Genomic DNA, 24,423 nt, shown 5'->3' on the forward strand with positions numbered 1-24,423 from the left:
TCGGACGATATTTTTAAATTAGCAACCAAAAGAGTTATTACAGCACTTAAATTGCCAATTAAATAATTTAAACAGCAAATAATTATCAAATTAACAATTAATTAATATGAAGTAGTCTCAAAAATCAATTGCTAAATCTTGCGAAAGAGATTTCTCCATTACGTTGCACTTCAGTCGAAATGATGACCGACTTAAACCGACTGAGGACTTCGGACTCAATCCTAAACCCCAAATATTTTCTTCGAATTTTCGGTAGTTATAGCTGCAACTTCTTCAATAGGAACACCATAAATATCGGCTAGTTTTTGGGCAATATAAATCAAATAACTACTTTCATTGGGTTTTCCGCGGAAAGGAACCGGAGCCAAATAAGGCGAATCTGTTTCTAAAACCAGGTTAGCCAAAGGAATTTCTGATAATACCAGATCCAATCCGGCTTTTTTATAAGTAACCACCCCACCAATGCCTAAATAGAAATTTAAATCGATGGCCCGCTTTGCCTGCGCTAAATTGCCAGTAAAACAATGGAATATTCCACGCAGTTTTTCGTCTCTTTCACTTTCCAACAACTCGAAAACCTCATCAAAAGCTTCACGGCAATGGATCACAATTGGCAAACCTAAATCTTTTGCCCAGGCAATCTGTTTACGAAAAGCGTCTTGCTGAATAGCCAATGTTGTTTTATCCCAATACAGATCGATACCAATTTCGCCAATGGCATAAATTTTCCGCCCGGAAATACTTTTGTAAATTTCTTCTAACTGGCTTAGATAATCTTCCTTTACATCGCAGGGGTGTAGTCCCGCCATTGCAAAACAGTTTGCCGGATATTTCGCTACCAGATCATCAATCATCGCAATCGATTTTACATCCACATTTGGCAAAAACAAACGGTTAACGTCGTTCTCAAAACAGCGTTCCATTAACTGCGCCTGTTTCTCCGTGTCTTGTTCGTAATATAAATGGGTATGGGTATCGGTGAAAATCATGTTTATAATGTAAAATGAGTAGTGGGGTTTAAATTTGTTCGTCATGCTGAACTCGTTTCAGCATCTATTTTGTACATAAAGACCCTGAAACAAGTTCAGGGTGACGATCGCCTAAAACCTGTAATCTCGGTCTTTCTGACCTCCAACCTCGGACTATTTCTTCTTCTTGGACACTTTGACTTCAGACTTCGGACTACTGACTCCAGACTTTTCGAAGCCCTTCTCCCAATCCATTTCCTTTTTCAAAAACTTTCCGGTTAAACTAATCGGATTCTGGATTAAACCTTCTGGTGTACCTTCAAATAAAATCCTTCCGCCGCCAGCACCGCCTTCTTCACCTAGATCGATCACCCAATCGGCCACTTTAACCACATCTAAATTGTGTTCAATCACCAAAATGGTATTTCCTTTATCAACCAGCTCTTGCAATACACCTAAAAGCACATTAATATCTTCGAAATGAAGCCCTGTTGTAGGTTCATCTAAAATGTAGAAGGTTTTTCCGGTATCTTTTTTAGAAAGCTCGGTAGCCAGTTTAACCCGCTGCGCCTCTCCTCCCGATAGGGTAACCGACGATTGCCCTAAGGTAATATAACCTAAACCAACATCTTTCAATGTTTTGATCTTTCTATAAATGATCGGAATGTTTTCGAAGAAATTACAGGCATCTTCGATACTCATATCCAGCACATCACTAATCGATTTTCCACGGAAACGAACTTCTAAAGTTTCTCTGTTGTATCTTCTACCCCCACATTCTTCACAAGGCACCTGTACATCAGGCAAAAAATTCATTTCGATTACCTTTAAACCAGCGCCCTGGCAGGTTTCGCAACGGCCACCTTTTACGTTAAAAGAGAAACGACCAGGTTTATAGCCACGTATTTTCGCCTCAGGCAGCTGTACAAACAGATTTCTGATATCAGAGAAAACACCGGTATAAGTAGACGGATTAGAACGAGGCGTTCTGCCAATAGGCGCCTGATCGATTTCAATCACCTTATCAATTTCTTTCAATCCGTTAATTTTCTCGTAAGGCAAAGGTTGTTTTTTCGCTCTGAAAAAATGGTGATTTAAAATCGGATACAAAGTTTCGGTAATCAAACTCGATTTACCACTACCTGAAACACCGGTTACCGCAATAAACTTACCCAAAGGAAAATCTACCGAAACCTCTTTTAAATTATGCCCGGTGGCTTTAATAATTGATAATTTATGTCCATTGCCTTTTCTGCGGGTTTTTGGCGTTTCAATTTTCTTTTTGCCGTTGAGGTAATCAGCTGTTAAGGTTTTCGATTTTAGGATATCTGCTGCTGTTCCTTCTGCCACTACCGTTCCGCCATGAATACCTGCTCCCGGACCAACATCAATAACCCAATCGGCTTCTAAAATCATATCCTTATCATGCTCCACTACCAAAACGGTATTTCCAAGATCACGAAGATTTTTAAGTGCATTGATCAAACGTTCGTTATCGCGCTGGTGCAAGCCGATACTTGGCTCATCGAGAATGTACATCACGTTCATCAACTGCGAACCGATCTGTGTAGCCAAGCGAATCCGTTGCGCCTCACCACCAGAAAGTGTACGGGCTGTTCTATCCAGCGTTAAATAGGTTAAACCCACATCAGTTAAGAAACCGATCCTGGCTTTAATCTCTTTTAAGATTTCCTTTGCAATAATGTTCTGACGGTCGGTAAGACGTTCATCTACTTTTTCAAACCAGGTGTTCAGGTTGAAAATATCCATTGATGATAGTTCGAAAATGTTCTTACCATCAACCTTAAAATGCAAACTTTCTTTCTTTAGCCTTGCGCCGTTACATTCCGGACAGGTTTTCAGTTTACGGAAAGTTTCCATATCATCAACCGCAGCCTCGCCCCGCTTTTCGTTCTGCTCTTCGAGCATTTTAATAATACCATCGAAGGTGATATTATAATTCTGAACGTTCCATTTATTGTACTCAACAGCTACATTAATTAGATCGTGTGTACCGTTTAAGATAATATTGATCACTTCATCGCCCAATTTTTCGATCGGAGTAGAAAGCGAAAAGTTATATTTTTTAGCCAGGGCTTTTAACACCTGAAACATCCAGATATCTCTGTATTCACCCAGAGGCGCTAAACCACCGTTTAAAATACTCAGCTTCGGATTCGGAATCACCGATTCTTTATCCACTACGAAAATATAACCCAAACCATCACAACGTTCGCAGGCACCGTAAGGTGAGTTAAACGAAAAACTGTTCGGCTGGGGTTCATCATAGGAAATACCCGTGGTTGGGCACATTAAAAACTTACTAAAATGCGCAACGTTGTTATCCTTATCACTGATTTTGATTACGCCTTTACCCATTTTCATAGCAATCTGCAATGAATCCAGCAGGCGTTTTTTGTCCTTCACATCAATAATCAAGCGATCGATCACCACTTCGATATCGTGAATTTTATAACGATCTACCTGCATTTTAGCAGAAATATCCTTTATTTCTCCATCTACACGAACCTTTACATAACCCTGTTTACGAATCTGCTCAAAAAGCTCGCGGTAATGCCCTTTTCTACCTTTAACAACAGGCGCAAGGATATTTACGGCTACGCCATCAAATTTGTTGAAGATATTCTGCAGGATCTGGTCTTCACTCATACGCTCCATCTTCTCGCCGGTATTGTATGAATAGGCATCAGCAACACGCGCATAAAGCAAACGCATAAAATCGTAAATTTCGGTAATGGTACCTACCGTAGAGCGTGGGTTTTTGCTGGTGGTTTTTTGCTCTATTGCAATAACCGGACTCAAACCCGAAACCTTATCTACATCGGGGCGCTCCATTCCGCCCATAAACTGGCGACTATAAGCGCTAAATGTTTCCATATAACGGCGCTGTCCTTCGGCGTAAATGGTATCAAAAGCCAGTGAAGATTTGCCGCTACCACTTAAACCCGTTATAACAACAAGCTGGTTTCGCGGAAAACTAACGTCTATATTCTTTAAATTATGTACCCTCGCACCATATACTTCTACATCTTTTTGCTCGCCGAGGTCGATAGATTTATTGCTCATATTTTATTTAAAGTTGGAGGCAAAATTGAGTCTTTTAAAAGACAAAATTCCAATCCGCAAAAATGCTAAAAATTTTATCAAAATGAAAGTCTAATGCAATCTTGATTAAGGATTAATTGTCATAATGTCGACTTCTATTTCGTAGGAAATCAGAGGTAAACAGAAGAGACGAACTAAAAGCGTAAAAAAAGTTTTCGCCATACTTCACAAACGCAGTAAATGATACAATGGTTTTGTATGTTTAAAGAAAAAGGAATATATTCATACCAATAACCCGAATCTCCAGAACCCAAACATAAAATAGTTAAATGCCAGTTCTTATTGATCACATATACCCATTGATCGCTCCTCAAAGCTATTATTCAGCAGAGGTATGGGATCTTCCCCACCATGATTTAACAGCAACACAGTTTATTCTAACATGGGTAAGTTTTCAAGGAGATGAAGCAATGACCTATCTAACCAGAGCAGAATATAAATATCTTAATGAAACGCAATCGCATTGGCAAAGGAGGTCTTTTGAAAATCTAAGGCGATTAACAAAAGAGGATGAATATCTATGCACTCATTTCCAGCAATCTGAACTATCCAAAAATCTCAGTTTTATTATATTCATGCATCAAGATGGTATAGGATCGAGTAGAATATTGCTTTCAAAAGAACTTGAAAAGCTTTTTCCTGAAGGATACTTTGTGGCAATACCAGATCGTAGCTGTGGTGTTGCGATATCCAAAGATGCCACACCGTTAGAATTAAGTGAAATGAAACTATTATTAAAAAACATGTACACAGAAGCTACAACTCCAATGTCTTCTGAACTGTTTGACAGCAATGATTTTGAATTAATCAATAACTGGGCATTACCCTTAGATATTGACTATTTCAACGAAATAATCAATGAAGTAAAGTCATTATATGTTTAGTACAATAAAATGATAGATTGACCACACCATAGAAATAGATCTTACCACTCTATCGTTGTTCCATTTTCCGTCGGGTGCCCGGTACAAACTAACACCCTACCCCTTTCCAATTCATCATCGGTAAGCACTTCGTTATAATCCATTCTTACACCACCTTTGGTACAATTGGCCACACAGGTACTACACACGCCTCCACGACAGCTATATGGGAGTCTGATTTTATTTTCGAGTGCAACATCCAAAATTCTTTTTGGCCATGGCACATCAAGATGGTAAGTTTCTCCTTTAAAGTTTAAAACGACCGAATAGGTATTTTTATCTACCACCTTTTCTGCCGAACCATCATCTTCATCCACCTCGTCTTCTGGCAATACAAAGGTTTCTCTTTTAATCTGTTTAATATCGAAACCCATACCAAGCAAAGTAATCCGGCATAAATCCATGTAAATTATCGGCCCGCAGCTATAATAAAGTGCATCATTTCGATCAAAATGTAAATGCTCTTTAATTAACTTTTCGATATAGAATTTGTTCAGTCTGGCCGTCATTAAGTTTTTGCTATTACTAAAAACCCAAACAATCTTTAACCTTTCAGGATATTTGTTTTGCCATTCGATCAGTTCATCATAAAACAAAGTTTCTTCCATTGATCGGTTACTATATACTAATGTGATCAACGATTTTTTCTCACGCACTAAGGCCGTTTTCAAAATCGAGAATAATGGCGTGATCCCGACACCTGCAGCGAACAGAAAAAGATCACGTTCCAGGTTTTCATCAGGCAAATAGCTGAACATTCCTTGTGGTTCTAGCGCTAAGAGAATATCGTTTACCGAAGTTTTATGGTGCAAAAATCTCGAAATCTCTCCGTTTTCCACTCTTTTTACGGTAATCGCTAAAGGCTCATCCACATCAGGTGAGCTATTAAAAGAATACGACCTCCTTATTTCCTTATGTTTTCCCTGAAAAATCAATGAAATAAACTGACCTGCTAAATACTTTGGATATGGTTGGTCTACCTCCTCAAATTGAAAAGTAATATTATCGCCAGGCTGATTTATGATTTTATTGATACGCAGTTTGAACATAATGCAAAGAAAAGAAATTGATTTATTAGTTCAATCGTTCATTGGTCATTAGTTTAGCATGATGTTGAGTTAGGGTTTAGGGTTTAGGGTTTAGGGTTTAGGGTTTAGGGTTTAGGGTTTAGGGTTTAGGGAAAACACTGTGACACAAGTTTGTGTTGATAATAATGAAAAACATATGATAATGGCCAATGTATTTAAACACACATGCGCTTAAATGGCCTTCTATTTGTTATATGGTAAACTATTCCGTGTTAATCTGTGCTTCCGTGGCAATATAGTTCATTGGTTTCTTTGCCATTGGTTCATTGGTTAGCGTGATGCAGAAAATTTCTGTGTTATATCTGTAGCTCCTGAAAAAAGCAGTTAGCAAAAACAAATCGGTGTAATCCAACAATCTGTGTAATCATCTTCAAAAAAAAGCGTCCCGATTTAAACCGGGACGCCTTACCAAATGCTTGTCTTTATCTTAATATGTTATTCGGCGTTGTAGGCCAATAATACTCTCGGTTTTTCGTAACCGTAACGTTTCGGATGTTCCATAATCTGTTTCATAGAAATTACCTTATAAACATAGCCTCCGGTTTCGCGGTTTAGCTTCATTTTGTAGTAATTATCCTGATTTTGATTATTGATCTGCTTGCGTAAGCGTCCGTCGCCAACATTGTAAGCCGCAGCTACCAATGTCCAGCTTTCTAAACCTTTATACATTTCTTTAATGTATTTGCAGGCAGCGATAGTCGATTTACGCAGATTATAGCGTTCATCAACATTTCCGTTTACTCTTAATCCATAAGTACGGGCTGTGCCAGGCATAAACTGCCAGATTCCGGCTGCGCCTTTTGGAGAAACTCCTTCCGCCATTCCAGATTCGACCAGGGCCAAATACTTAAAATCGTTAGGAATTCCGTAGGCAGCGAGAATGGGTTCAATTACAGGAAACCATTTTGCTGCTTTTGCATGCAATTTATTGGTTTGTGTGTTTCCGTAAGTGTGTGCTGCAAGGATTTTTTTCATTTTGCGTTCTACCTTTTTATCGCCTAACGGCAAGGTTTCTTCTGCAAAATTTAACTGTGCCATTAAAGATAGCGGCTTTTCCGCACTTTCAACTTTCAGGCTATCAGATTTGGGTATTGTAGTGTTTAATTTTTCTTCTTTTAAAAGACTTTTTTGTGCTAAGGGCATTTGGTAAGCGAACACTTTTGCCAAAATAAATAGTGTTGCCACTACCGCAAATGGTACGATGTGTTTCTTTAACATTTTCCTCCTTTTTTTGGTGAACTTATATAAAAACGTTGGCAAAGGTAAAAAATAATAAGCACATTATCAAATGGTTACAAAATCAACCCCAAAAATCAGCCCCTAAAGCCCTTTAAACGTGGATTTTAAATTTTGATTTTCAGACAAATTTTCCTATTTTAGAGGCTATTTTTTTATCTAATTTTTCCGCTCTTAAAATTGTTATGTTCATCAATTTTTCATAAATTTGCAACCCGCATTTTTATGTGGCTAATAGTGTATCATGATAAATAAAAACAACAGGAACAGTCGGGATGACAAGTCCAAACCAGGCAGTCGGAAAACAGAAGGCAGAAGTAGTTCAGCCGGGTCTGACAGAAGAAGATCAGACGACAAAGACAGCAAATTCAAAAAATCATCCGATTCAAAAGACGGCTTCAAACCTAGAAGTTCAGACGGTAAAGATTTCAAATCAAAATCTTTCGGAGACAAAAAAGACTTCAGACCAAGAACGGGAGACCGTGATTTTAAATCGAAAGATGGAGAATCGAAGGGATTCAAATTTGGAGACCGCGAATTTAAATCAAGAGACAATAACTCAAATTCAGAAGACCGCAGTTTCAAACCCAGAGAAGGTGGATCGAGAGATTACAAACCAAGAACGGGAGATCGTGATTTCAAATCGAGAGAGGGAGGATCAAGAGACTATAAACCGAGAACAGGAGACAGAGATTTTAAACCCAGAGAAGGTGGTGCAAGAGATTATAAGCCAAGAACAGGAGAACGCGATTTCAAATCTAAGGATGGAGATTCGAGAGATTTTAAACCGAGAACTGGCGACCGCGACTTTAAACCTAGAGAAGGCGGATCAAGAGATTACAAACCAAGAACAGGCGACCGTGATTTCAAATCGAAAGATGGTGGGCCAAGAGATTTCAAACCGAGAGAAGGTGGTTACAAAGATTTTAAATCAAGAGGCAAATCAGATGATTTCAAGCCAAGTGCCGGAAGTTCAAGAGATGTAAAACCTAAAGAACCAAGGGAAGGTGATACTCGTCCGTTTAGAAAACGCGAGGATCAACCAAGAGATACAGAATTTAACCGCCCGGAGCGTACTGTAATTGCCCAGGGTCGCAAAACCAATGAAGACAAAGGCTTAATTCGCCTTAACAGATATATTTCAAATGCAGGCATCTGCTCCCGTCGTAAGGCTGATGAGCTAATTGCTGCCGGCATTATTACGGTAAACGGAGAAGCCATTACCGAATTAGGGCATAAAGTTGACCCGGCAAAAGATTTAGTGCGTTACAACGGAGAGCTATTGAAACGCGAGAAAAAAGTTTACGTTTTATTGAACAAACCAAAAGACTACATCACCACTACCGACGATCCGCAGGAACGCCGTACGGTAATGCAATTGGTTGACAAAGCGAGCCGTGAACGTATTTATCCGGTTGGCCGTTTAGATCGCAACACCACAGGTTTATTGTTGATGACTAACGATGGTGATTTAGCAGATAAATTATCCCATCCTAAAAACGGTATCACCAAAATTTACAATATTGAGTTAGATAAAGCTTTATCACAAGGTGATTTAAACAAAATTGCTTTTGGTTTAGAGCTGGAAGATGGATTGATTAAACCGGATAACATTTCTTACGTTGCGGGTGGAACCAAAAAAGAAATCGGCATCCAGATCCACAGCGGTAAAAACAGAATTGTTCGCCGTATTTTCGAACACCTGGGCTACAATGTTGAAAAATTAGATCGTGTTGTATATGGCAATTTAACCAAGAAAGACCTACCTCGTGGCAGATGGCGCTATCTTGAAGATCATGAATTGATCCAGATTAAACATTTAATAAAATAAAAATATAAAGGCAGCCAATGGTTGCCTTTTTTGTTGAACACAACAGAGGTTGTCATTCTGAACGCAGTGAAGAATCCCTAGTCAATGGGGGGAGCCTAATGCCCAACTTCTGTACGGCAAAAAGATCAATGCATTCATCAACCGCCTGTGCAACTCAACAACAGATTCTTCACTGCGTTCAGAATGATAGTTATCTCCTTTGCATTAAAATTTTTCCCATATTTGTTATAATCAATATTATTTTTTCATGAAAAAATTTAGTTCATTGCTTATACTCTCTATATTATCAACCCTAACATTTGCGCAAAAAACCAATTACAACCTCATTGTTGGCACTTATACCGCACCAGGAAAAAGCGAAGGAATTTATACCTATAATTTTAACACCTCAACTGCAGTCTCAACGATAAAAAGCATCACAAAAAACACAGCTAACCCGAGTTATCTGGCCATCTCTCCTGATCAGAAATTTGTTTATGTAGTGAATGAAACCGGAGCGACCAGCACAGTCAGTGCTTTTAAATACAACGCAGCAACCGGCGATTTAACTTTTTTAAATAAGGTAGACAGCCATGGTGCTGATCCTTGTTTTATTACTGTTGATGCCAAAAATGTAATCGTGGCTAATTATAGCGGAGGCAGTTTAGCAGTATTTTCACGAAAAGCAGATGGAGCTTTAACCGAAGCTTTACAAATAATCAAACATACCGGAAAAAGCATAGATCCTAAAGGCAGACAAGAAAGCGCGCATGTACACATGGTTAAATTTACTCCAGACCACAAATATTTAATTGTTAACGATTTGGGAGAAGATCGAACTTATATCTACAACTACAAACCTGCCGCAAAAGAAAACATCCTCACCGTTAAATCAATAATTAAAACCAACGCGGGAACTGGTCCAAGGCACATCACTTTTAGTCCAAATGGAAAATTTGCCTACTTAGCGCACGAATTTAATGGGAGCATAACCGTTTTCGCCTATTCGAATGGAAGCTTAACCAAGCTTCAGGAAATTGGCACTACACCAAAAGATTTTCCCGGAAAAGTTGATGGTGCTGATATCCATGTTTCGGCTGATGGCAAATTTCTTTATGAAACCAACCGTGGAGACGCCAATAGCATTTCTGCCTTTTCAATTCTGCCGACCGGAAAATTGAAATTTATCGAAACAGTAAGCACACTGGGCAAAGGACCAAGAAACTTCACCATCGATCCGACTGGAAAATTTCTATTGATCGGCCATCAATACACGAATAACATCGTTATTTTTAACCGAAATAAAACCACAGGTAAATTAACCGATAGCGGCAAACGCATTGATGTCGGCGCACCAGTTTGTTTGGTTTTTAATTAATTACCTAAATTTAAGCCAATGGAAAACTTCGATTGGACAAAATTCACCATCAAGATTGCTGTTAAAGCGAAACTCGAGGACATGTACAATGCCTGGACAAAGGCCGGCGAAATTGAGAAATGGTTTTTAAGTGAGGCAGAATTTTCTGACGAGAATAACGTATTGCTCAATAAAACGCGAAACGTATTAAAAGGCGATAAATACAAATGGATCTGGTATCTGTATGATGATATTGAAAAAGGGACAATAACCGAAGCCAATGGCAAAGATGAGCTTCAATTTACTTTTGCAGGCGAATGTTTTGTTGATATTAAACTTAGAGAAGAGTTTGAATACACCATTGTGGAGTTGACCCAGAGGGACATCCCCTTAAATGATGAGGCAAAAAGAAACATTCGACTAGGTTGCCATAACGGCTGGAGTTTCTATTTGATTAATCTAAAATCTGTTTATGAAGGCGGGTTGGACTTAAGAAATAAGGATAACCGCTTTAAACCCATGCTGAATAATTGAGAACTGAAAAACAATTTTAGCAGAAAAAGCACCAAATACGATCGTCATCCTGAGTTCAGCCGAGGATCTTTATAGCATGATAGATACTGAAACAAGTTCAGTATGACGATATGAGTAAATGCGTAAATAAATTAAGTTCCATTATCTTACGCGAGCGTCCTGCTGAATTTATTTCAGCATCTTTATTGCCAGAAAACGAAATGAAATAGAACAACAGAGGTTATGGAACGAGGCGGCTGCGTTTACATATTAACGAATCACACACATACGGTTTTGTATATCGGCGTAACATCCGATTTATATTTCAGGACAGTTGAGCACACGAAGAAGAAATATCCAGATTCATTTACAGCCAAATACAATTGTATCAAACTTGTTTATTACGAACAGTTCGATTCTATTGAGGAAGCCATTGCGAAAGAAAAACAGTTGAAAAACTGGAAGCGGGCCTGGAAAATTAATCTGATTAATCAAAATAACTCAAATTGGGAGGATTTGTTTGAAACCCTAGAATAAAGCTGAAACACCCACTCGATCCGTCACCTTGAATTCATTTCAGGGTCTTAATGACAACAAATTAGTATGATAGATACTGAAACAAGTTCAGTATGACGAAACGCCTACTCGACCCGTCGCTCTGAATTCATTTCAGGGGCTTAATGACAACAAACTAGCATGATAGATACTGAAACAAGTTCAGCATGACGAATCTCAGAAATATACTACCTTTGCTAAAGAAATGAATTGTAAATCAACATACTTAGAAAAAAATCATTTAAAATGGACGACAATGTTAGTCCTGTTTCTGAGTTTGTTCGCATTTTCGAGCAATCATGCCAGTTCGATCACCCTTCGATCGAATCCAGTTTTTCAAACAGAATGGGTGTCTGGATTACAAAAGAGTTTTTCTAATTCAAGTATTTTCAACAAGTCAACAAGAAAAACAGCCATTTCAATAAAAGAATACGATCTGCAAATTTCTACTTTTAACCAAAAAGTAATAATTAAATTGACAAAACTTGCTAAAGCATTCTTACCTACATCAAACACACCACGCTTTTTTGTTCAGGAAGCAAACTCACAATATCCTGCTGAAATTCTTATCAGCTAATTGAATCTCTAGCCATTATCAGGCCATTAATTAGTACTTACAGGTCTATTGGTTATTTAACCGACAGGCACCATTATATCGAAACATGAAACAGTTCAAAAAAGCCATGAGGCTAACTGGATTGGTATTACTGATTCTTTTAGCTTCTGTTGGTCTTGGAGGAGGTGTTCCTATTCCTCCATCCAATAAAAGAGAAAACTATATTGAAATAAAAATAGAATTACCGGAAACAGACGAGATGGAAAAACTGACTTTATTTAATATTAAAGAATAAAAAAATGGCCCCGATGAAAATCGAGGCCATTCAATATTATACTATCGCTTATTATGCTGGTTCTGCAACCCTGGCTACATTGCGATAAGGGAATTCATTAAAAATATGTCTACGGGCAAAACGGCCTGGAGAATCGGCGTTAACCAATTTCACATAAATTGCTTTTGGCACATCGAAATATTCGTAAGCACTTCCATCAAAAAACTGGATATTTAAAACCTGTTGTTTGTATTCGAAATCCTGAATATTCGATAAGGTAGTAGTTTGCGTGTATGTTTCGATATTCTGCTCGCGTGTTTCTGGCGCAATACTTACCAGGAAATGATAAGCTTCGATAATTTCTTTACTCCTAGCTTCTGCATCTAATTTCTCTTCTTCCTGCTGAAATTTATCAGGGTGACAATCTTTCATCAATGTACGGTACACAGATTTAAGCTCTTTTAATTCAGCATCTTTATCTACGCTCAAAAGCTTTCTGTAATCAACTATTTTCTTCATTTGGGATAACCTCTTTTTTAATTTTGTCGAAATGATTTTAGGAATCTTAATCTGCAAAACCGTTTCAAGCCGCAAAGATACGATTTATAATCATTTGATTTTGAGAAAGTTTAATTTCTTAAATATTCCTGATAGGAATTATCTACTAACGAATTCTCCTGTATCTTACTTAAGTTTTTTAATCACAGATGCACACGGATTTATCAGCTGTGTGCATCGTTTTTATCTCCCGAAATCGGGACAGGTCGTGGTTAAAATATAACGTAAGAGTTAATTTGTTAATATTTAGCCTGTAATGAGTTTTCGATTACTTCCTTATAATAGTTAACATAAATCGGGAGGATCTTTTTCAGATCAAAATCCTGTGCCCTAGCAAAAGCATTTTCTTTGAAACGATTCAGGGTTTCATCATCTTTTAATATTTCAATGGCATGGGCTGCCATTGCATCTACATCTCCAACATTACTCATATAACCACAAAATCCGTCGACGTTAAGCTCAGGCAAACCACCGGCGTTTGTCGTAATTGCCGGCACTTTACAGGCCATTGCTTCTAACGCAGCTAAACCGAAGCTCTCCGATTCTGATGGCATTAAGAAAAGATCTGAAACTGATAAGATTTCTTCCACCGCATCTTGTTTGCCTAAAAACCTTACGTTTTCGCAAATATTTAACGATCTGCAAAGCTGCTCATCGTAAGCACGCTCAGGTCCATCGCCTACCATTAACAGTTTCGACGGAATAACCGCCTGTACTTTTTCGAAAATCCTAATCACATCAGCCGTACGTTTCACTTTCCTGAAATTACTGGTGTGGATTAAAATCCTTTCGTTATTTGGTGCAATTGCTTTTTTGAAGTGACCTTTTGCCTGTAAACTGAATCGCGAAAAATCTATAAAATTTGGGATTACCTTAATTTCTTTTGTAATCTCGAAATGGTTATAGGTATCTTCTTTCAAATCTTCCGACACTGTAGTTACACCATCGCTTTGATTAATAGAAAAGGTAACCACAGGTTTATACGTTGGATCTTTACCCACCAAAGTAATATCGGTACCGTGCAAAGTAGTTACCACAGGGATATGGATACCGTAGCTTGCCAAAATCTGCTTCGCCATAAATGCCGCAGAGGCATGTGGAATGGCATAATGAACATGTAACACATCAAGCTGTTCAAAACGGACAACATCTACCAGTTTGCTGGCCAAAGCCGATTCGTATGGTGCATAATCGAAGAGTGGATAATCTCTTACCGAAACCTCATGATAAAACAGGTTGGCAGAAAAGAAATCAAGCCTCGCTGGCTGACTATAGGTAATAAAGTGAACCTGATGACCCTCGTTAGCAAGTGCCTTGCCAAGCTCTGTTGCAACTACTCCACTACCGCCAAAAGTGGGGTAGCAAACAATTCCTATCTTCATTGTACATGTATTGTTGTTACCGCAAATGTACCCGATTTTAATCTATAATTGCATGTCGGCTTATTGCAATAAAAACAGATAGCTTTTCGAGAACAACTGCCGCAGATTCGCAGATTAATTTCAGTTCAAAAATTGAAGCTTAATAGCTTCTAATGATTCTTTTGTACTGCAAAGATTTCTCATTAAAATTAATTAACAAACCTATTCTTAGTTTTGATATAGCCAGATAATTCAAAACTTGTGCATAATGTTCATTTATCAACTCAGATTTAGATTTCACCTCGATAATAACCTTATCATCGACAACAAAATCAGCATAAAATTTATGTTTAAGTATAGTCCCTTTGTAATTTACAGAAAATTCTTTCTCTCTTTCGTACTTGATATTTCTATTCCTAAGTTCGAATTCTAGCGCATCTTTGTAGACAATTTCTGAAAATCCTTTCCCCAAAATACGATGTATTTCCATCGTAATTCCAATTAACAAATAACATTCTTCCTGAAAAGGATAATCAATATCACTATATGAATCTCCCATAAATATAAGTTTATTTAATCTGCGAATCTGCGGCGAAAAACACCCTCCCTTATATCAGCAAACTTTCAATTAAAATGCCAAATCAAAAAACCTCCATGTAACCTTTAATAACAGGCAACATAGAAATCACTAAAATGTAAGATGAGGAAAATTGAGGAAATTTCTCCCCAAATTATTATTTGAGATTTCTCATTTCCTCTTTTATCACAAGGAACAGTTCGTTAGGTCTTTGGGTACCGATAAAATATTCCAGGCCGTCGCGATCGGTTAAAACAACCGCATCCTTACCCGATGAATAAAAGCGGATGGTACCTTTTGTATGCAGGTTATAAACAGGATTATTAAAAAAATAACGGCTATAAGTTGCCTTACGCACATCAACAATGCTGTTCAAGTCAATCTTAACGCGTTTGGTTGTCCAAAGGCCATCCAGGATCATGCTGCCATTATCTACCACAATTTTATACTGGATCAGGAAAAGCAAAAGCATGGAAACCCCCATAATTCCGAAACCCACAACAAGGAATAAATCCTGCGTATTGTCGCGGTCGCGCTCATAAACGTATACGGCGAAACAAAAAGCAGCCATAATCAACCGAATAAAAATGCGGACATAATCGCGGCCGATGTACTGTTTTTCGATATAGGCGTATTTGCTTTCCACTTATTTAATTTTGAGTTCGAATATAGCAACTTTTTTTGTTGCTGTAGTTAATTTATATCGGTTATCCTGCCGCATACCTGCAATCCAAACAATTTCACCGTTCCCGTTAACCAAAATCGGCGTAACGCTTTTCAAATGTAGAGGAACTTTTTCGTCTATAAAATAATCGCTCACTTTTTTGGGGTTACGCATGCCCAGTGGAATAAATCTATCTCCATTTTGCCAATTCCTCAGCACCAAAGGGAAAATTAATTTATCGGCATTAACAAAAGCTTTGTTCGAATTCATTTCGAATTTCACTTCATCTGTAAACGTCAACGAAATTTCATCATTAGCAAAAGCAATGTTTTCTGTTGTTGGATGGATAAACTGGTTAGCTGTAACCGATGTATTCTTTTCAACAATAACCAGATCACGCCTATTGATAATGGCCTGATGTGTAGCGCTAAAAAAATGTGTACCACTTAAAGCTTTTAAACTGTCTAAAATTTCCTGCACTACGTTTTCGCCAAAATTAAAAGGTTTAAGCAGCTCGTAAAGCAACAGTTTTTGTGGGTTTAATTTCGAAACCTCTTCCAAGGGAATATAAATGCCATCACTTCTTTTATTCAAGATTTTATTTGCAAGTTTCTGAACCTGAATATTTAAAAAAGCTTCCAACTCAGTAAAACGTGCGATATTTTCGGCAAATGTTTTTTCGAGGTTAGGATTGATTTCCTGCAAATGCGGTATAACCTGTAGTCTGATTTTATTCCGTGTATAATTTATGCTTGCGTTCGAACTGTCTTCTACAAAATCAATGTGATTAGCCTTTACAATTTCATCAATTTGCTGTCGGTTTAAAAACAATAAGGGTCTGATCAGCAAATCACGTTTAGGCAAAATACCATGCAATCCGCTGATGCCTGTACCACGGGTAAGATTAATCAGTACGGTCTCTACCGCATCGTTTTGGTGTTGGGCCAGGGCAATATAATCATAGCCTTCTTTTGTTCTAATTTCTTCGAACCAGTTATAGCGAAGATCGCGTGCTGCCATCTGGGTAGAAATTTTATTTTCGGCAGCATATTTTTTGGTGTCAAAATGCGTTACATAAAAAGGTAATTCTAAATTTTTGGCCAGTAGTGCAACAAAACTTTCATCACGCTGTGCTTCATCAGTCCTTAAATTAAAATTACAATGTGCCACACCAATATCAATGCCTATTGCTTTAAATAAATGCAACATTAATACCGAGTCTTTTCCTCCGCTTACGGCCAAAAGAATCTTGTTAGCCCGAACAAACAGCTGTTGCTGTTCAATAAAATCCTGAAATTGTTTTACGGGTAACATCCATCAAAAATATTTAATTTTAACTGGTATTCCGAACGTTCGGAACAAAAAACTAACTTTGTAGTGTGCAAAAACTATTTGTCTTTTTATTCTTTCTAATCAGTCCGGTATTTTTATTCGGCCAGCAACCCGCTTCGAAGATTAAAATTGTTTCGTTTTCCAAAATAACTGGAGATACCAAGAAAAAAATCAGTTATCTACGCAACCCCGTTTTCCAACAGGACAATGCCACTTTAACCTGCGATAGCGCGGTATTTTACAGCGAACGGAATTATTTCGAAGCTTTTAAAAACGTTCACATCAACCAGCTTACAACAGATATTTATTCAGATCAGCTGGAGTATGATGGAAATAAAAAACATGCACATTTAACCGGAAATGTGAAAATGATTGATCCAACATCGATTTTAACGACCAATATTTTAGATTATAATACACTTACCAAAATAGGAACTTATACCAGTGGGGGTAAAATTGTAAACAAAGAAGTAACGTTAACAAGTAAAAACGGCTATTATTTTAGTGAAAGAAACGTTGCCTACTTTAAATATGATGTGGTAGTGGTTACGCCTCAATCGGTCATAAAATCGGATACGATGAGTTACAATACTCAGGATAAATGGACCTATTTTTATGGCCCTACCAATATTAAAGGAAAAGACGACAACCTATACACCGAAAACGGGCAATACAATACACTTAGTGAAGATGCCTTTTTTGGAAAGAAAAATCTTTATACACAAGGTACAAGATCTTTAAAAGGTGATAGTTTGTATTATTATGGGAAGAAAGGTATTGGCAAGGCTGTAAAAAACATCGTTTTCTCTGACACGAAAGATAAGATGAAAATGTTCGGCGATTTAGGTTATTACTATAAATTGGATCAGCGGACTTTAGTTACCAGAAATGCATATTTAGGAATAGGCACAGAAGATTCTATAATGGTGAAGAATAAAAAAAGGCCTGATAGTTTATGGATGGGTGCCGATACTTTAGAAACCCAGATGGTATTGCAAAAAACCTTAAAATTAGTTCCTAAAATTTCGATCAAAGCCGATAATCAGGTTGGAGAAGATGATGAACAAACTGGCGAAAAGAAAGAAAAAGGGGAAGAAAAATATAAACCAGAAACTGGATCTACCCAAAAGGAAGACAAGAATAAACGAAATGCAGCCCGAAACAATAGGGCTGATAAAAAGAAAAAGAACAAGGGCGATGCTGGAATAGATGATCCGCTTAATCTGAAAGACAAGGGTATAGACAGCTTAAAGTCAAAGGTTGATTCACTCGCTAAAGGACTGCCAACGCTTAATCCAGATAGTCTGCAAAAAAATAAGACCTTAAAGAGCAAGGCTGATTCTATAATCAAAAACCTGCCTAAACTTAAAACAGACAGTCTGAATAAGCTAGCTGATAAAGCCAATTCGATAGTAAAGGGTGTATCGAAAACAAAAATCGATAGTTTACAAAAAAAGATCACAGACAAAGCTTCTCCGATGGTTAAAGATATTTCAAAATCTAAGATCGATAGTCTGCAAAAAAAGATAACAAAGTCTGGCGCAAAAGATAGTTTAACAAAAGTTTTAGGAAACTTAAAACCCGGCGCATTAAAGACTGATACTACCAAATTTAACCCCGCTGATACCGTTCAAACCCGAATCATTAAGGCTTATCATGGCGTTAAGATTTTTAAAACGAACATACAGGCCAAAACCGACAGTCTGTTTTATACCAGTGCCGATTCTACTTTACGTTGCTACAGTAATCCGATCATCTGGTCGGAAGGCTCGCAACAGGTTGGCGATACCATATTTGTTCAGTTCAAAAATAAAAAACTAAATAACTTACAGGCCTTCAGGAATGCATTTTTAGTGAATACACCAAAAGATTCATTAAGGTTTAATCAGATAAAAGGCCGGTTGATGACGGGTTTCTTTAAAAATGGGAAATTTAAGAACCTCTATGTAGATGGCAACGCCGAAAGCATTTATTATACCCAAGATGACAGTACAAAGGTGTACAAGGAAATGAACCAAACTCTCAGTAGCAGGATAAAATTCATTTTTAAGGATAAGGAAAATGCGATTGAGGAAATTGTTTATATTAAAGGAATAGAAGGAGCCTTAAATCCCGAAAACACGATTGCAAAAGATCATGTATTAAAAGGATTCTCCTGGAAACCTACAGAAAGGCCAAAATCAAAGAAAGATGCCATTGGTTCTTCTGGGAAACCAAAGCCCAAAGTTAAGGCTAAAACAGTTGTGGGTAAAACTGTGACTGGTTCTAAAGTAACCACTTCCGCAGGCAAAACACCAACAACGGTACCCATTCCAAAACCGAAGGTTACATTAGGAAAAGATAGTTTAAATCTCAATAAAATACCACAAACCAAACCGGCAGACACCAGTAATTTTGGCATTAAACCTATTTTACCAAAAAAGGATGCTGTGCAGGTGAAAAAAGATTCTGTTCAAATGAAAAAGGTGGTTGATAAAATGTAGTAAGTGTGATCGTCATTTCGACTGGAGCGCAGCGGAATGGAGAAATCTTTTGATGAAAAGTTCAAAGATTTCTCCACTACGGTCGAAATGACGATCCATCAAAATTTAATAATCCGGTAAAGCCTACCCCCCTATCCCTTCAAAAATTCCATCATCTTTTTAAGTGCAATAGCCCTGTGACTAATTTTATTCTTCTCAGCCATATCCATTTCGGCAAAGGTAATCTCGTAACCAGCTGGCTGAAAAATAGGGTCGTAGCCAAAGCCTTTCGATCCGGATAATTCTGTTCTGATGGTTCCCTCAATTGTGCCTTCAAAAATGTGGTTTTTACCATCTTGCATTAAGGAGATCACTGTTTTAAACCTTGCTTTTCTATTGGAGTTGCCCTCAAGTTTCATTAAAACCAGTTGAATATTTTCTAAGCTATCCCGGCTTCCCGAATATCGGGCAGAATAAACGCCTGGTTCGTTGTTCAAAGCATCTACTTCTAAGCCACTATCGTCGGCAAAACAGTCTAAATTAAAATGTTCTACCACATAGTTACTTTTTAAAGTTGCATTTCCTTCAAAAGTATCAGCAGTTTCTGGAATATCAACCAAACAACCAATATCTTCCAGATTCAGCACCTCATATTTACCTTCAAGCGCTGAGCGTATTTCTTCTGTTTTATACTGATTATTGGTTGCAAATACAAGTTTTTTCATTTTAGAGAAGGTAAAAGGTTTAAGGGCGTAGGGTTTAAGGTTTTTTGTAGCCGAATTGAAATGCGATATTTCAGCACTTGATACTTAATTCTCAATACTTGATACGCTTGCGAATTGCTATTTAATTTTCTGAAGGTGGCCCCAAAGCGTTTTCTTAGCGGTTAAATCACTATCCAGATGATGGAGATTAGGAGCAAAAATAATCCGGGTGGTTTCATAAACGATGATTTCATTTTGCCAGATGAGGTTCAGTTTCAAGTCGGCAACTTCTACTCCAAAAGATAACATAATGGCAGGTTTAAAAAACTGATGCAGTTCTGCAAAATCTGTCCCCCTATAATTTGAATAATTTAGAATAGCAAAATCAGGCGTACCCAAATCAACGGCCTTCACAATTTTCCGCAGCAGTTCCCTACCCTGTTCGGTGCTTACATCATGCTCATGATCGTTCACTAAAATCAGAACCGATTTTTTATTTCCACCTAAAAATTTAAACGTTTTTTCTGGTGCAGGTTCAGCCACAATATGCGGAATTTCAGGAGCTTGCGGATAAACTTTAGGCACATTTGTAGAATTAATTCCAGGAATTTGCGTTATTTCTGGTTTTAAAACAGGTTCTTTTGCTTCAGTAACAGAAACATTTTCGATAGCAAAAACTGGCTCTGGACTACGTAAAGGCTGAATTTCAACACTTTCATCCTTCACCAAGAAAACCTCTTCTGTAAAAAATAAACGTAAAGCATTCGCATTGTTGGTAACCTGGTTTTCCATTCGTATTTTTGCCGGATAATAATTTCTGTTAAAATTAGTTAAATATCTTATAATAGCGTCGCTAATTGTTACTTTTATCCCTTAAAATTTATAGAGTGCTCTGCGTGAAGAAAGCTTACTGCCTATTTGTTTTTAGCTTTATTTATAGCATTTCGTTTGCGCAAAACGTGGCTGTGATAAATGGTAAATCAATAAGTACCAAAGAATTTATGTGGGCATACAAAAAAAGCCATAACGGAAACGTTAGTGCTGCTTATGATACTTTACAAGTCTATTTAAACTTGTACATAAATTTTAAACTTAAAGTTTTAGATGCCCGGGAGATGGGATTGGATAAAAATGCAAGTTACCAGGAGGAGATCAAAACCTATGAAGATGCATTAACCACACATAAAAAAGTTGGGGTAAGTAACAAAGACCGCGATTTTTTATTGAATGAATACCGCGAAGGGGTTTTAATGTTCAATGTTTCTGAACAGAAAATCTGGAACAAGGCACAGGAAGACGAGCAGGCGATAAATGAATTTTACACCAAAAACCAACAAAATTACAATAAACCTTTAAGCGAAGTTAGAGGAGAGGTAATTGCCGATTACCAACTAAGTTTAGAAGAAAAATGGCTAAAAAGCCTTAAACAGAAATATCAGATCAAAATTAACGAAAACGAGTTGAAAAAGCTTGCCAAGTTATAGCCAACCTGATTTTTTTGACTATAAGTATTAAATTTGCAAAATATAACAAATAGAATGAAGAAAGTTTTTTTAGTAGCAACCGCATTAATTTGCCTGTTTTTAAACAGTTTCGCTCAAAAGCACACTGTAGATAAAGTTGCTGCTGTTGTAGGAAATAATATTATCCTGCTATCAGATTTAAACCAACAATATACTCAATATCTTTATCAGGGTAACCAGGCTAACAATGATATTAAGTGTAAAATATTACAACAAACCTTAACTCAAAAATTACTTAAACAACAGGCCGAAATTGATTCGGTAATGGTTGAAGATGGTGCCGTTGATGATGAGGTTAACAAGCGTATGCGCTTTAGTATGCAACGTGCCGGTGGCCAGGAGCGTTTAGAGCAATTCTTAAACAAATCTGTTCTGCAGTACAAAGACGAGATCAGACCATCAGTAAAAGATGAATTGATTGCACAGAAAATGCAACAAAAAATCACCGAAAACATTAACGTTACACCAATGGAGGTTGAAAAATATTTCAAATCTTTAGGTGATAGCATCCCTGAATTTAATACGGAGGTTGAAGTTGGCGAGGTGATTTTAAATCCGCAGTTAACCAGAGCAGAAAAACAGAAATTCCGCGATAAAATTGAAGCCCTTCGTTTAAGGGTTAAAAGTGGCGAGGATATGGGTGTTTTAGCAAAAACTTATTCTGAAGATCCGGGTTCAGCCGCCGATGGTGGTGATTACGGTTTTATTGACAGGAACACGATGGTTAAAGAATTTACGGCCTGGGCATTTAAATTAAAAGCCGGAGAAATTTCGCCTGTGTTCGAAACAGATTATGGCTTCCACTTTTTACAGGTTTTAGAGCGTAGAGGCGAGCAGGTACACGTTAGACATATTTTAATTATGCCTAAAACTACACCAGAAAGTTTAACCCGTTTAAAATTACATGCGGATAGTATTTACAACAATATTATCGGTAAAAAATTAAGTTTCGCTGCTGCTGCAAACCTTTATTCAGATAATAAAGAGAGTAAATACAATGGTGGTATGATGCTTAATGCCGAAAATGTTCAGGCAAGAAGTACTTTTATTCCGGTTGATAAATTAGATCCTTCGGTTTTTTTGGTCATCGATAGCATGAAAATTGGCGGCATTTCTAAACCAGATTTATTTACTGCAGCTGATGGAAAACAAGGCTACCGTATTTTATATTTAAAATCTAAAATACCACCGCACAAAGCAAACTTAACTCAAGATTTTCCAAAAATCAGAGATGCCGCACAAAGTGATAAAATTAATCGTACTTTAAGCGAATGGTTTGAAAAACGTCGCGAAAGCACTTACATTAAAATCGATGACGAATTTAATACCTGTGATGAATTAAAAATCTGGACTAAAACCACAGCCGCAAAATAACACCAATGCAGTATAAGAACGAAGTAGAAGCTGTTGATGCACTTCATCAATCTTTCAACAACATTAAAGCCGAAATAAGCAAAGTAGTAGTTGGACAAGATGACATCATAAAATCTGTTTTAATCGCCATATTTAGTAACGGACATTGTCTGTTGGTGGGCGTACCAGGATTAGCCAAAACTTTACTTGTACAAACTGTAGCTTCTGTTTTAGATCTCGATTTCAATCGAATTCAGTTTACACCGGATTTAATGCCAAGCGACATTATTGGCGCAGAGATTTTAGGAGAAGACAGGCACTTTAAGTTTATAAAAGGGCCTGTTTTTTCTAATATTATCCTGGCTGATGAAATTAACCGTACACCGCCAAAAACCCAAGCTGCTTTATTAGAAGCCATGCAGGAGAAATCGGTTACCGCAGCTGGCCAGACCCATATCCTACCAAAACCATTTTTCGTTTTGGCCACACAAAATCCGATTGAACAGGAAGGAACTTACCCCCTACCCGAAGCTCAATTAGATCGTTTCATGTTCAATATTCAATTAAATTATCCTGCCTTTGCAGATGAATTGAACATCGTAAAAAACACCACAAGCAATAAAACCATACAGCTGCAGAAAATTATCCATGCAGATGATATTCAATATTTCCAGAAACTGATCCGCGATATTCCAATTACAGATAATGTTTTAGAATATGCAGTAAAATTAGCGGCTAAAACCCGTCCGAACAGCGAATTTGCTACAGATGCGATTAACAAATACATTAGCTGGGGTGCTGGTCCGCGGGCTTCTCAATTTTTAGTACTGGGTGCAAAATGCCATGCCGCTGTAACCGGAAAATACTCACCTGATATCGAAGATGTTAAAGCTGTTGCCGAACCTATTTTACGTCACCGCATTGTGCGTAATTATCGCGCAGAAGCCGAAGGTTTATCTATAGAAAAAATTATTAAAGATTTATTGTAGTAGCATTAAGCTAAACGGGATTTACGATCCAGTCTGATGCTATCATGTGGACATCTTTTAAATCTATATTTGTTTTGCCCCTTGCCTAAGGCGATCGTCATGCTGAATTTAGTTCAGCATCTTTTTGTGCTACTAACAAGTTCGGTTCAAAAAACTGTCGTTTTAAGTACAAAAATGTTTATTATGTTTCCGCTCTATGCCGCGGGGCATGGTACTTTGGAGCGCCAAAGTACCCAAAGCGCTCTGTCAATCCAGCAATGGGCCTTTTACACAATCCTGCACACATCAAAAAAACAGCGGCACTTCGTTTTGTGTTCATACTTATCAAAGCTTTAAAGTTAACGTCTATGAACACAAAACCACTGCGTTTTAGGTTTGGTAGTACTATTTGCTATTTCCTGCAACTGTTTTTTTGATTTCTCGGGCCCTTGGGATTGACGGCGTTCTTCGGTTAAGACAATGTGTAATTTGAGGAGCTAGCAAAACGCCTAAAA

At 37.6% G+C, this 24,423-nt stretch carries 22 protein-coding genes; 11 read left to right on the forward strand and 11 right to left on the reverse strand.

All coding sequences use genetic code 11. The features are described 5' to 3' along the window. Nucleotides 1-221: 221 nt before the first annotated feature. Together QF042_RS24055 and uvrA are read right to left on the reverse strand one after the other, a co-directional pair. The gene (locus QF042_RS24055; protein ID WP_307533332.1) at nucleotides 222-989 is read right to left on the reverse strand and encodes a TatD family hydrolase; all 768 of its coding nucleotides are present in this window, start codon (nucleotides 987-989) and stop codon (nucleotides 222-224) included. A 153-nt stretch (nucleotides 990-1,142) separates the two neighbouring features. After that, nucleotides 1,143-4,055 (reverse strand): excinuclease ABC subunit UvrA, encoded by a 2,913-nt coding sequence (gene uvrA / locus QF042_RS24060; protein ID WP_307532693.1) that lies wholly within the window; start codon nucleotides 4,053-4,055, stop codon nucleotides 1,143-1,145. A 308-nt stretch (nucleotides 4,056-4,363) separates the two neighbouring features. Here uvrA and QF042_RS24065 point away from each other — a divergent pair, with 308 nt between their 5' ends. Next, on the forward strand, nucleotides 4,364-4,978 hold the full coding sequence (locus QF042_RS24065) for a hypothetical protein (RefSeq protein ID WP_307532694.1): 615 nt from the start codon (nucleotides 4,364-4,366) through the stop codon (nucleotides 4,976-4,978). A 41-nt stretch (nucleotides 4,979-5,019) separates the two neighbouring features. Here QF042_RS24065 and QF042_RS24070 read toward each other — a convergent pair whose 3' ends face one another. Together QF042_RS24070 and QF042_RS24075 are read right to left on the reverse strand one after the other, a co-directional pair. Beyond that, the gene (locus QF042_RS24070; RefSeq protein ID WP_307532695.1) at nucleotides 5,020-6,066 is read right to left on the reverse strand and encodes a ferredoxin--NADP reductase; all 1,047 of its coding nucleotides are present in this window, start codon (nucleotides 6,064-6,066) and stop codon (nucleotides 5,020-5,022) included. Between the two features lie 474 nt (nucleotides 6,067-6,540). Then, nucleotides 6,541-7,323, reverse strand: a complete 783-nt coding sequence (locus QF042_RS24075) for a lytic transglycosylase domain-containing protein (protein WP_307532696.1) — start codon at nucleotides 7,321-7,323, stop codon at nucleotides 6,541-6,543. 262 nt (nucleotides 7,324-7,585) lie between these two features. Here QF042_RS24075 and QF042_RS24080 point away from each other — a divergent pair, with 262 nt between their 5' ends. The 6 genes from QF042_RS24080 (at nucleotide 7,586) to QF042_RS24105 (ending at nucleotide 12,427) form a co-directional block, all read left to right on the forward strand. Beyond that, the gene (locus tag QF042_RS24080) at nucleotides 7,586-9,172 is read left to right on the forward strand and encodes a pseudouridine synthase (protein WP_307532697.1); all 1,587 of its coding nucleotides are present in this window, start codon (nucleotides 7,586-7,588) and stop codon (nucleotides 9,170-9,172) included. Nucleotides 9,173-9,419: 247 nt separating this feature from the next. After that, nucleotides 9,420-10,529, forward strand: coding sequence for a lactonase family protein (locus tag QF042_RS24085; RefSeq protein WP_307532698.1), 1,110 nt, complete (start codon nucleotides 9,420-9,422; stop codon nucleotides 10,527-10,529). Between the two features lie 18 nt (nucleotides 10,530-10,547). Next, nucleotides 10,548-11,042 carry an SRPBCC domain-containing protein gene (locus QF042_RS24090; protein ID WP_307532699.1) on the forward strand — a complete coding sequence of 165 codons (495 nt, stop codon included), beginning with the start codon at nucleotides 10,548-10,550 and terminating at the stop codon, nucleotides 11,040-11,042. A gap of 222 nt (nucleotides 11,043-11,264) precedes the next feature. Continuing rightward, a complete protein-coding gene (locus tag QF042_RS24095) occupies nucleotides 11,265-11,558 on the forward strand; it encodes a GIY-YIG nuclease family protein (RefSeq protein ID WP_307532700.1) in 294 nt (97 codons plus the stop codon). Nucleotides 11,559-11,925: 367 nt separating this feature from the next. Beyond that, nucleotides 11,926-12,153, forward strand: a complete 228-nt coding sequence (locus QF042_RS24100; RefSeq protein WP_307532701.1) for a hypothetical protein — start codon at nucleotides 11,926-11,928, stop codon at nucleotides 12,151-12,153. A gap of 85 nt (nucleotides 12,154-12,238) precedes the next feature. Continuing rightward, nucleotides 12,239-12,427, forward strand: a complete 189-nt coding sequence (locus tag QF042_RS24105) for a hypothetical protein (RefSeq protein ID WP_307532702.1) — start codon at nucleotides 12,239-12,241, stop codon at nucleotides 12,425-12,427. A gap of 51 nt (nucleotides 12,428-12,478) precedes the next feature. On the opposite strand, the gene QF042_RS24110 is transcribed toward QF042_RS24105, so the two are convergent. From QF042_RS24110 to tilS, 5 genes are all read right to left on the reverse strand, one after another. Beyond that, nucleotides 12,479-12,925, reverse strand: coding sequence for a KTSC domain-containing protein (locus QF042_RS24110; RefSeq protein ID WP_307532703.1), 447 nt, complete (start codon nucleotides 12,923-12,925; stop codon nucleotides 12,479-12,481). A gap of 278 nt (nucleotides 12,926-13,203) precedes the next feature. Then, nucleotides 13,204-14,346 (reverse strand): N-acetyl-alpha-D-glucosaminyl L-malate synthase BshA, encoded by a 1,143-nt coding sequence (bshA, locus tag QF042_RS24115; protein ID WP_307532704.1) that lies wholly within the window; start codon nucleotides 14,344-14,346, stop codon nucleotides 13,204-13,206. 139 nt (nucleotides 14,347-14,485) lie between these two features. After that, nucleotides 14,486-14,884 carry a GxxExxY protein gene (locus QF042_RS24120; RefSeq protein WP_307532705.1) on the reverse strand — a complete coding sequence of 133 codons (399 nt, stop codon included), beginning with the start codon at nucleotides 14,882-14,884 and terminating at the stop codon, nucleotides 14,486-14,488. A gap of 175 nt (nucleotides 14,885-15,059) precedes the next feature. Beyond that, complete coding sequence (locus tag QF042_RS24125) at nucleotides 15,060-15,548, reverse strand: hypothetical protein (protein WP_307532706.1); 489 nt, start codon at nucleotides 15,546-15,548, stop codon at nucleotides 15,060-15,062. Next, a complete protein-coding gene (gene tilS, locus QF042_RS24130) occupies nucleotides 15,549-16,880 on the reverse strand; it encodes a tRNA lysidine(34) synthetase TilS (RefSeq protein ID WP_307532707.1) in 1,332 nt (443 codons plus the stop codon). It abuts the gene before it with no gap. Nucleotides 16,881-16,945: 65 nt separating this feature from the next. On the opposite strand from tilS, the gene QF042_RS24135 reads away from it, so the two are divergent. After that, entirely contained in the window at nucleotides 16,946-19,381 is a 2,436-nt protein-coding gene (locus QF042_RS24135) for an OstA-like protein (RefSeq protein ID WP_307532708.1), read from the forward strand. Nucleotides 19,382-19,512: 131 nt separating this feature from the next. Here QF042_RS24135 and QF042_RS24140 read toward each other — a convergent pair whose 3' ends face one another. After that, nucleotides 19,513-20,085: a non-canonical purine NTP diphosphatase gene (locus tag QF042_RS24140; protein WP_307532709.1), complete on the reverse strand. Its 573-nt coding sequence runs from the start codon at nucleotides 20,083-20,085 to the stop codon at nucleotides 19,513-19,515. Between the two features lie 117 nt (nucleotides 20,086-20,202). After that, complete coding sequence (locus QF042_RS24145; protein ID WP_307532710.1) at nucleotides 20,203-20,856, reverse strand: hypothetical protein; 654 nt, start codon at nucleotides 20,854-20,856, stop codon at nucleotides 20,203-20,205. 167 nt (nucleotides 20,857-21,023) lie between these two features. On the opposite strand from QF042_RS24145, the gene QF042_RS24150 reads away from it, so the two are divergent. The 3 genes from QF042_RS24150 to QF042_RS24160 are packed head-to-tail and all read left to right on the forward strand — an operon-like array spanning nucleotide 21,024 to nucleotide 23,929. Further along, nucleotides 21,024-21,548: a hypothetical protein gene (locus tag QF042_RS24150; RefSeq protein ID WP_307532711.1), complete on the forward strand. Its 525-nt coding sequence runs from the start codon at nucleotides 21,024-21,026 to the stop codon at nucleotides 21,546-21,548. Between the two features lie 54 nt (nucleotides 21,549-21,602). Then, complete coding sequence (locus QF042_RS24155; protein ID WP_307532712.1) at nucleotides 21,603-22,961, forward strand: peptidylprolyl isomerase; 1,359 nt, start codon at nucleotides 21,603-21,605, stop codon at nucleotides 22,959-22,961. A 5-nt stretch (nucleotides 22,962-22,966) separates the two neighbouring features. Beyond that, complete coding sequence (locus QF042_RS24160) at nucleotides 22,967-23,929, forward strand: MoxR family ATPase (RefSeq protein WP_307532713.1); 963 nt, start codon at nucleotides 22,967-22,969, stop codon at nucleotides 23,927-23,929. Nucleotides 23,930-24,423 lie beyond the last annotated feature (494 nt).

This window comes from Pedobacter sp. W3I1, assembly GCF_030816015.1.
In the GTDB taxonomy this organism is placed as follows: domain Bacteria; phylum Bacteroidota; class Bacteroidia; order Sphingobacteriales; family Sphingobacteriaceae; genus Pedobacter.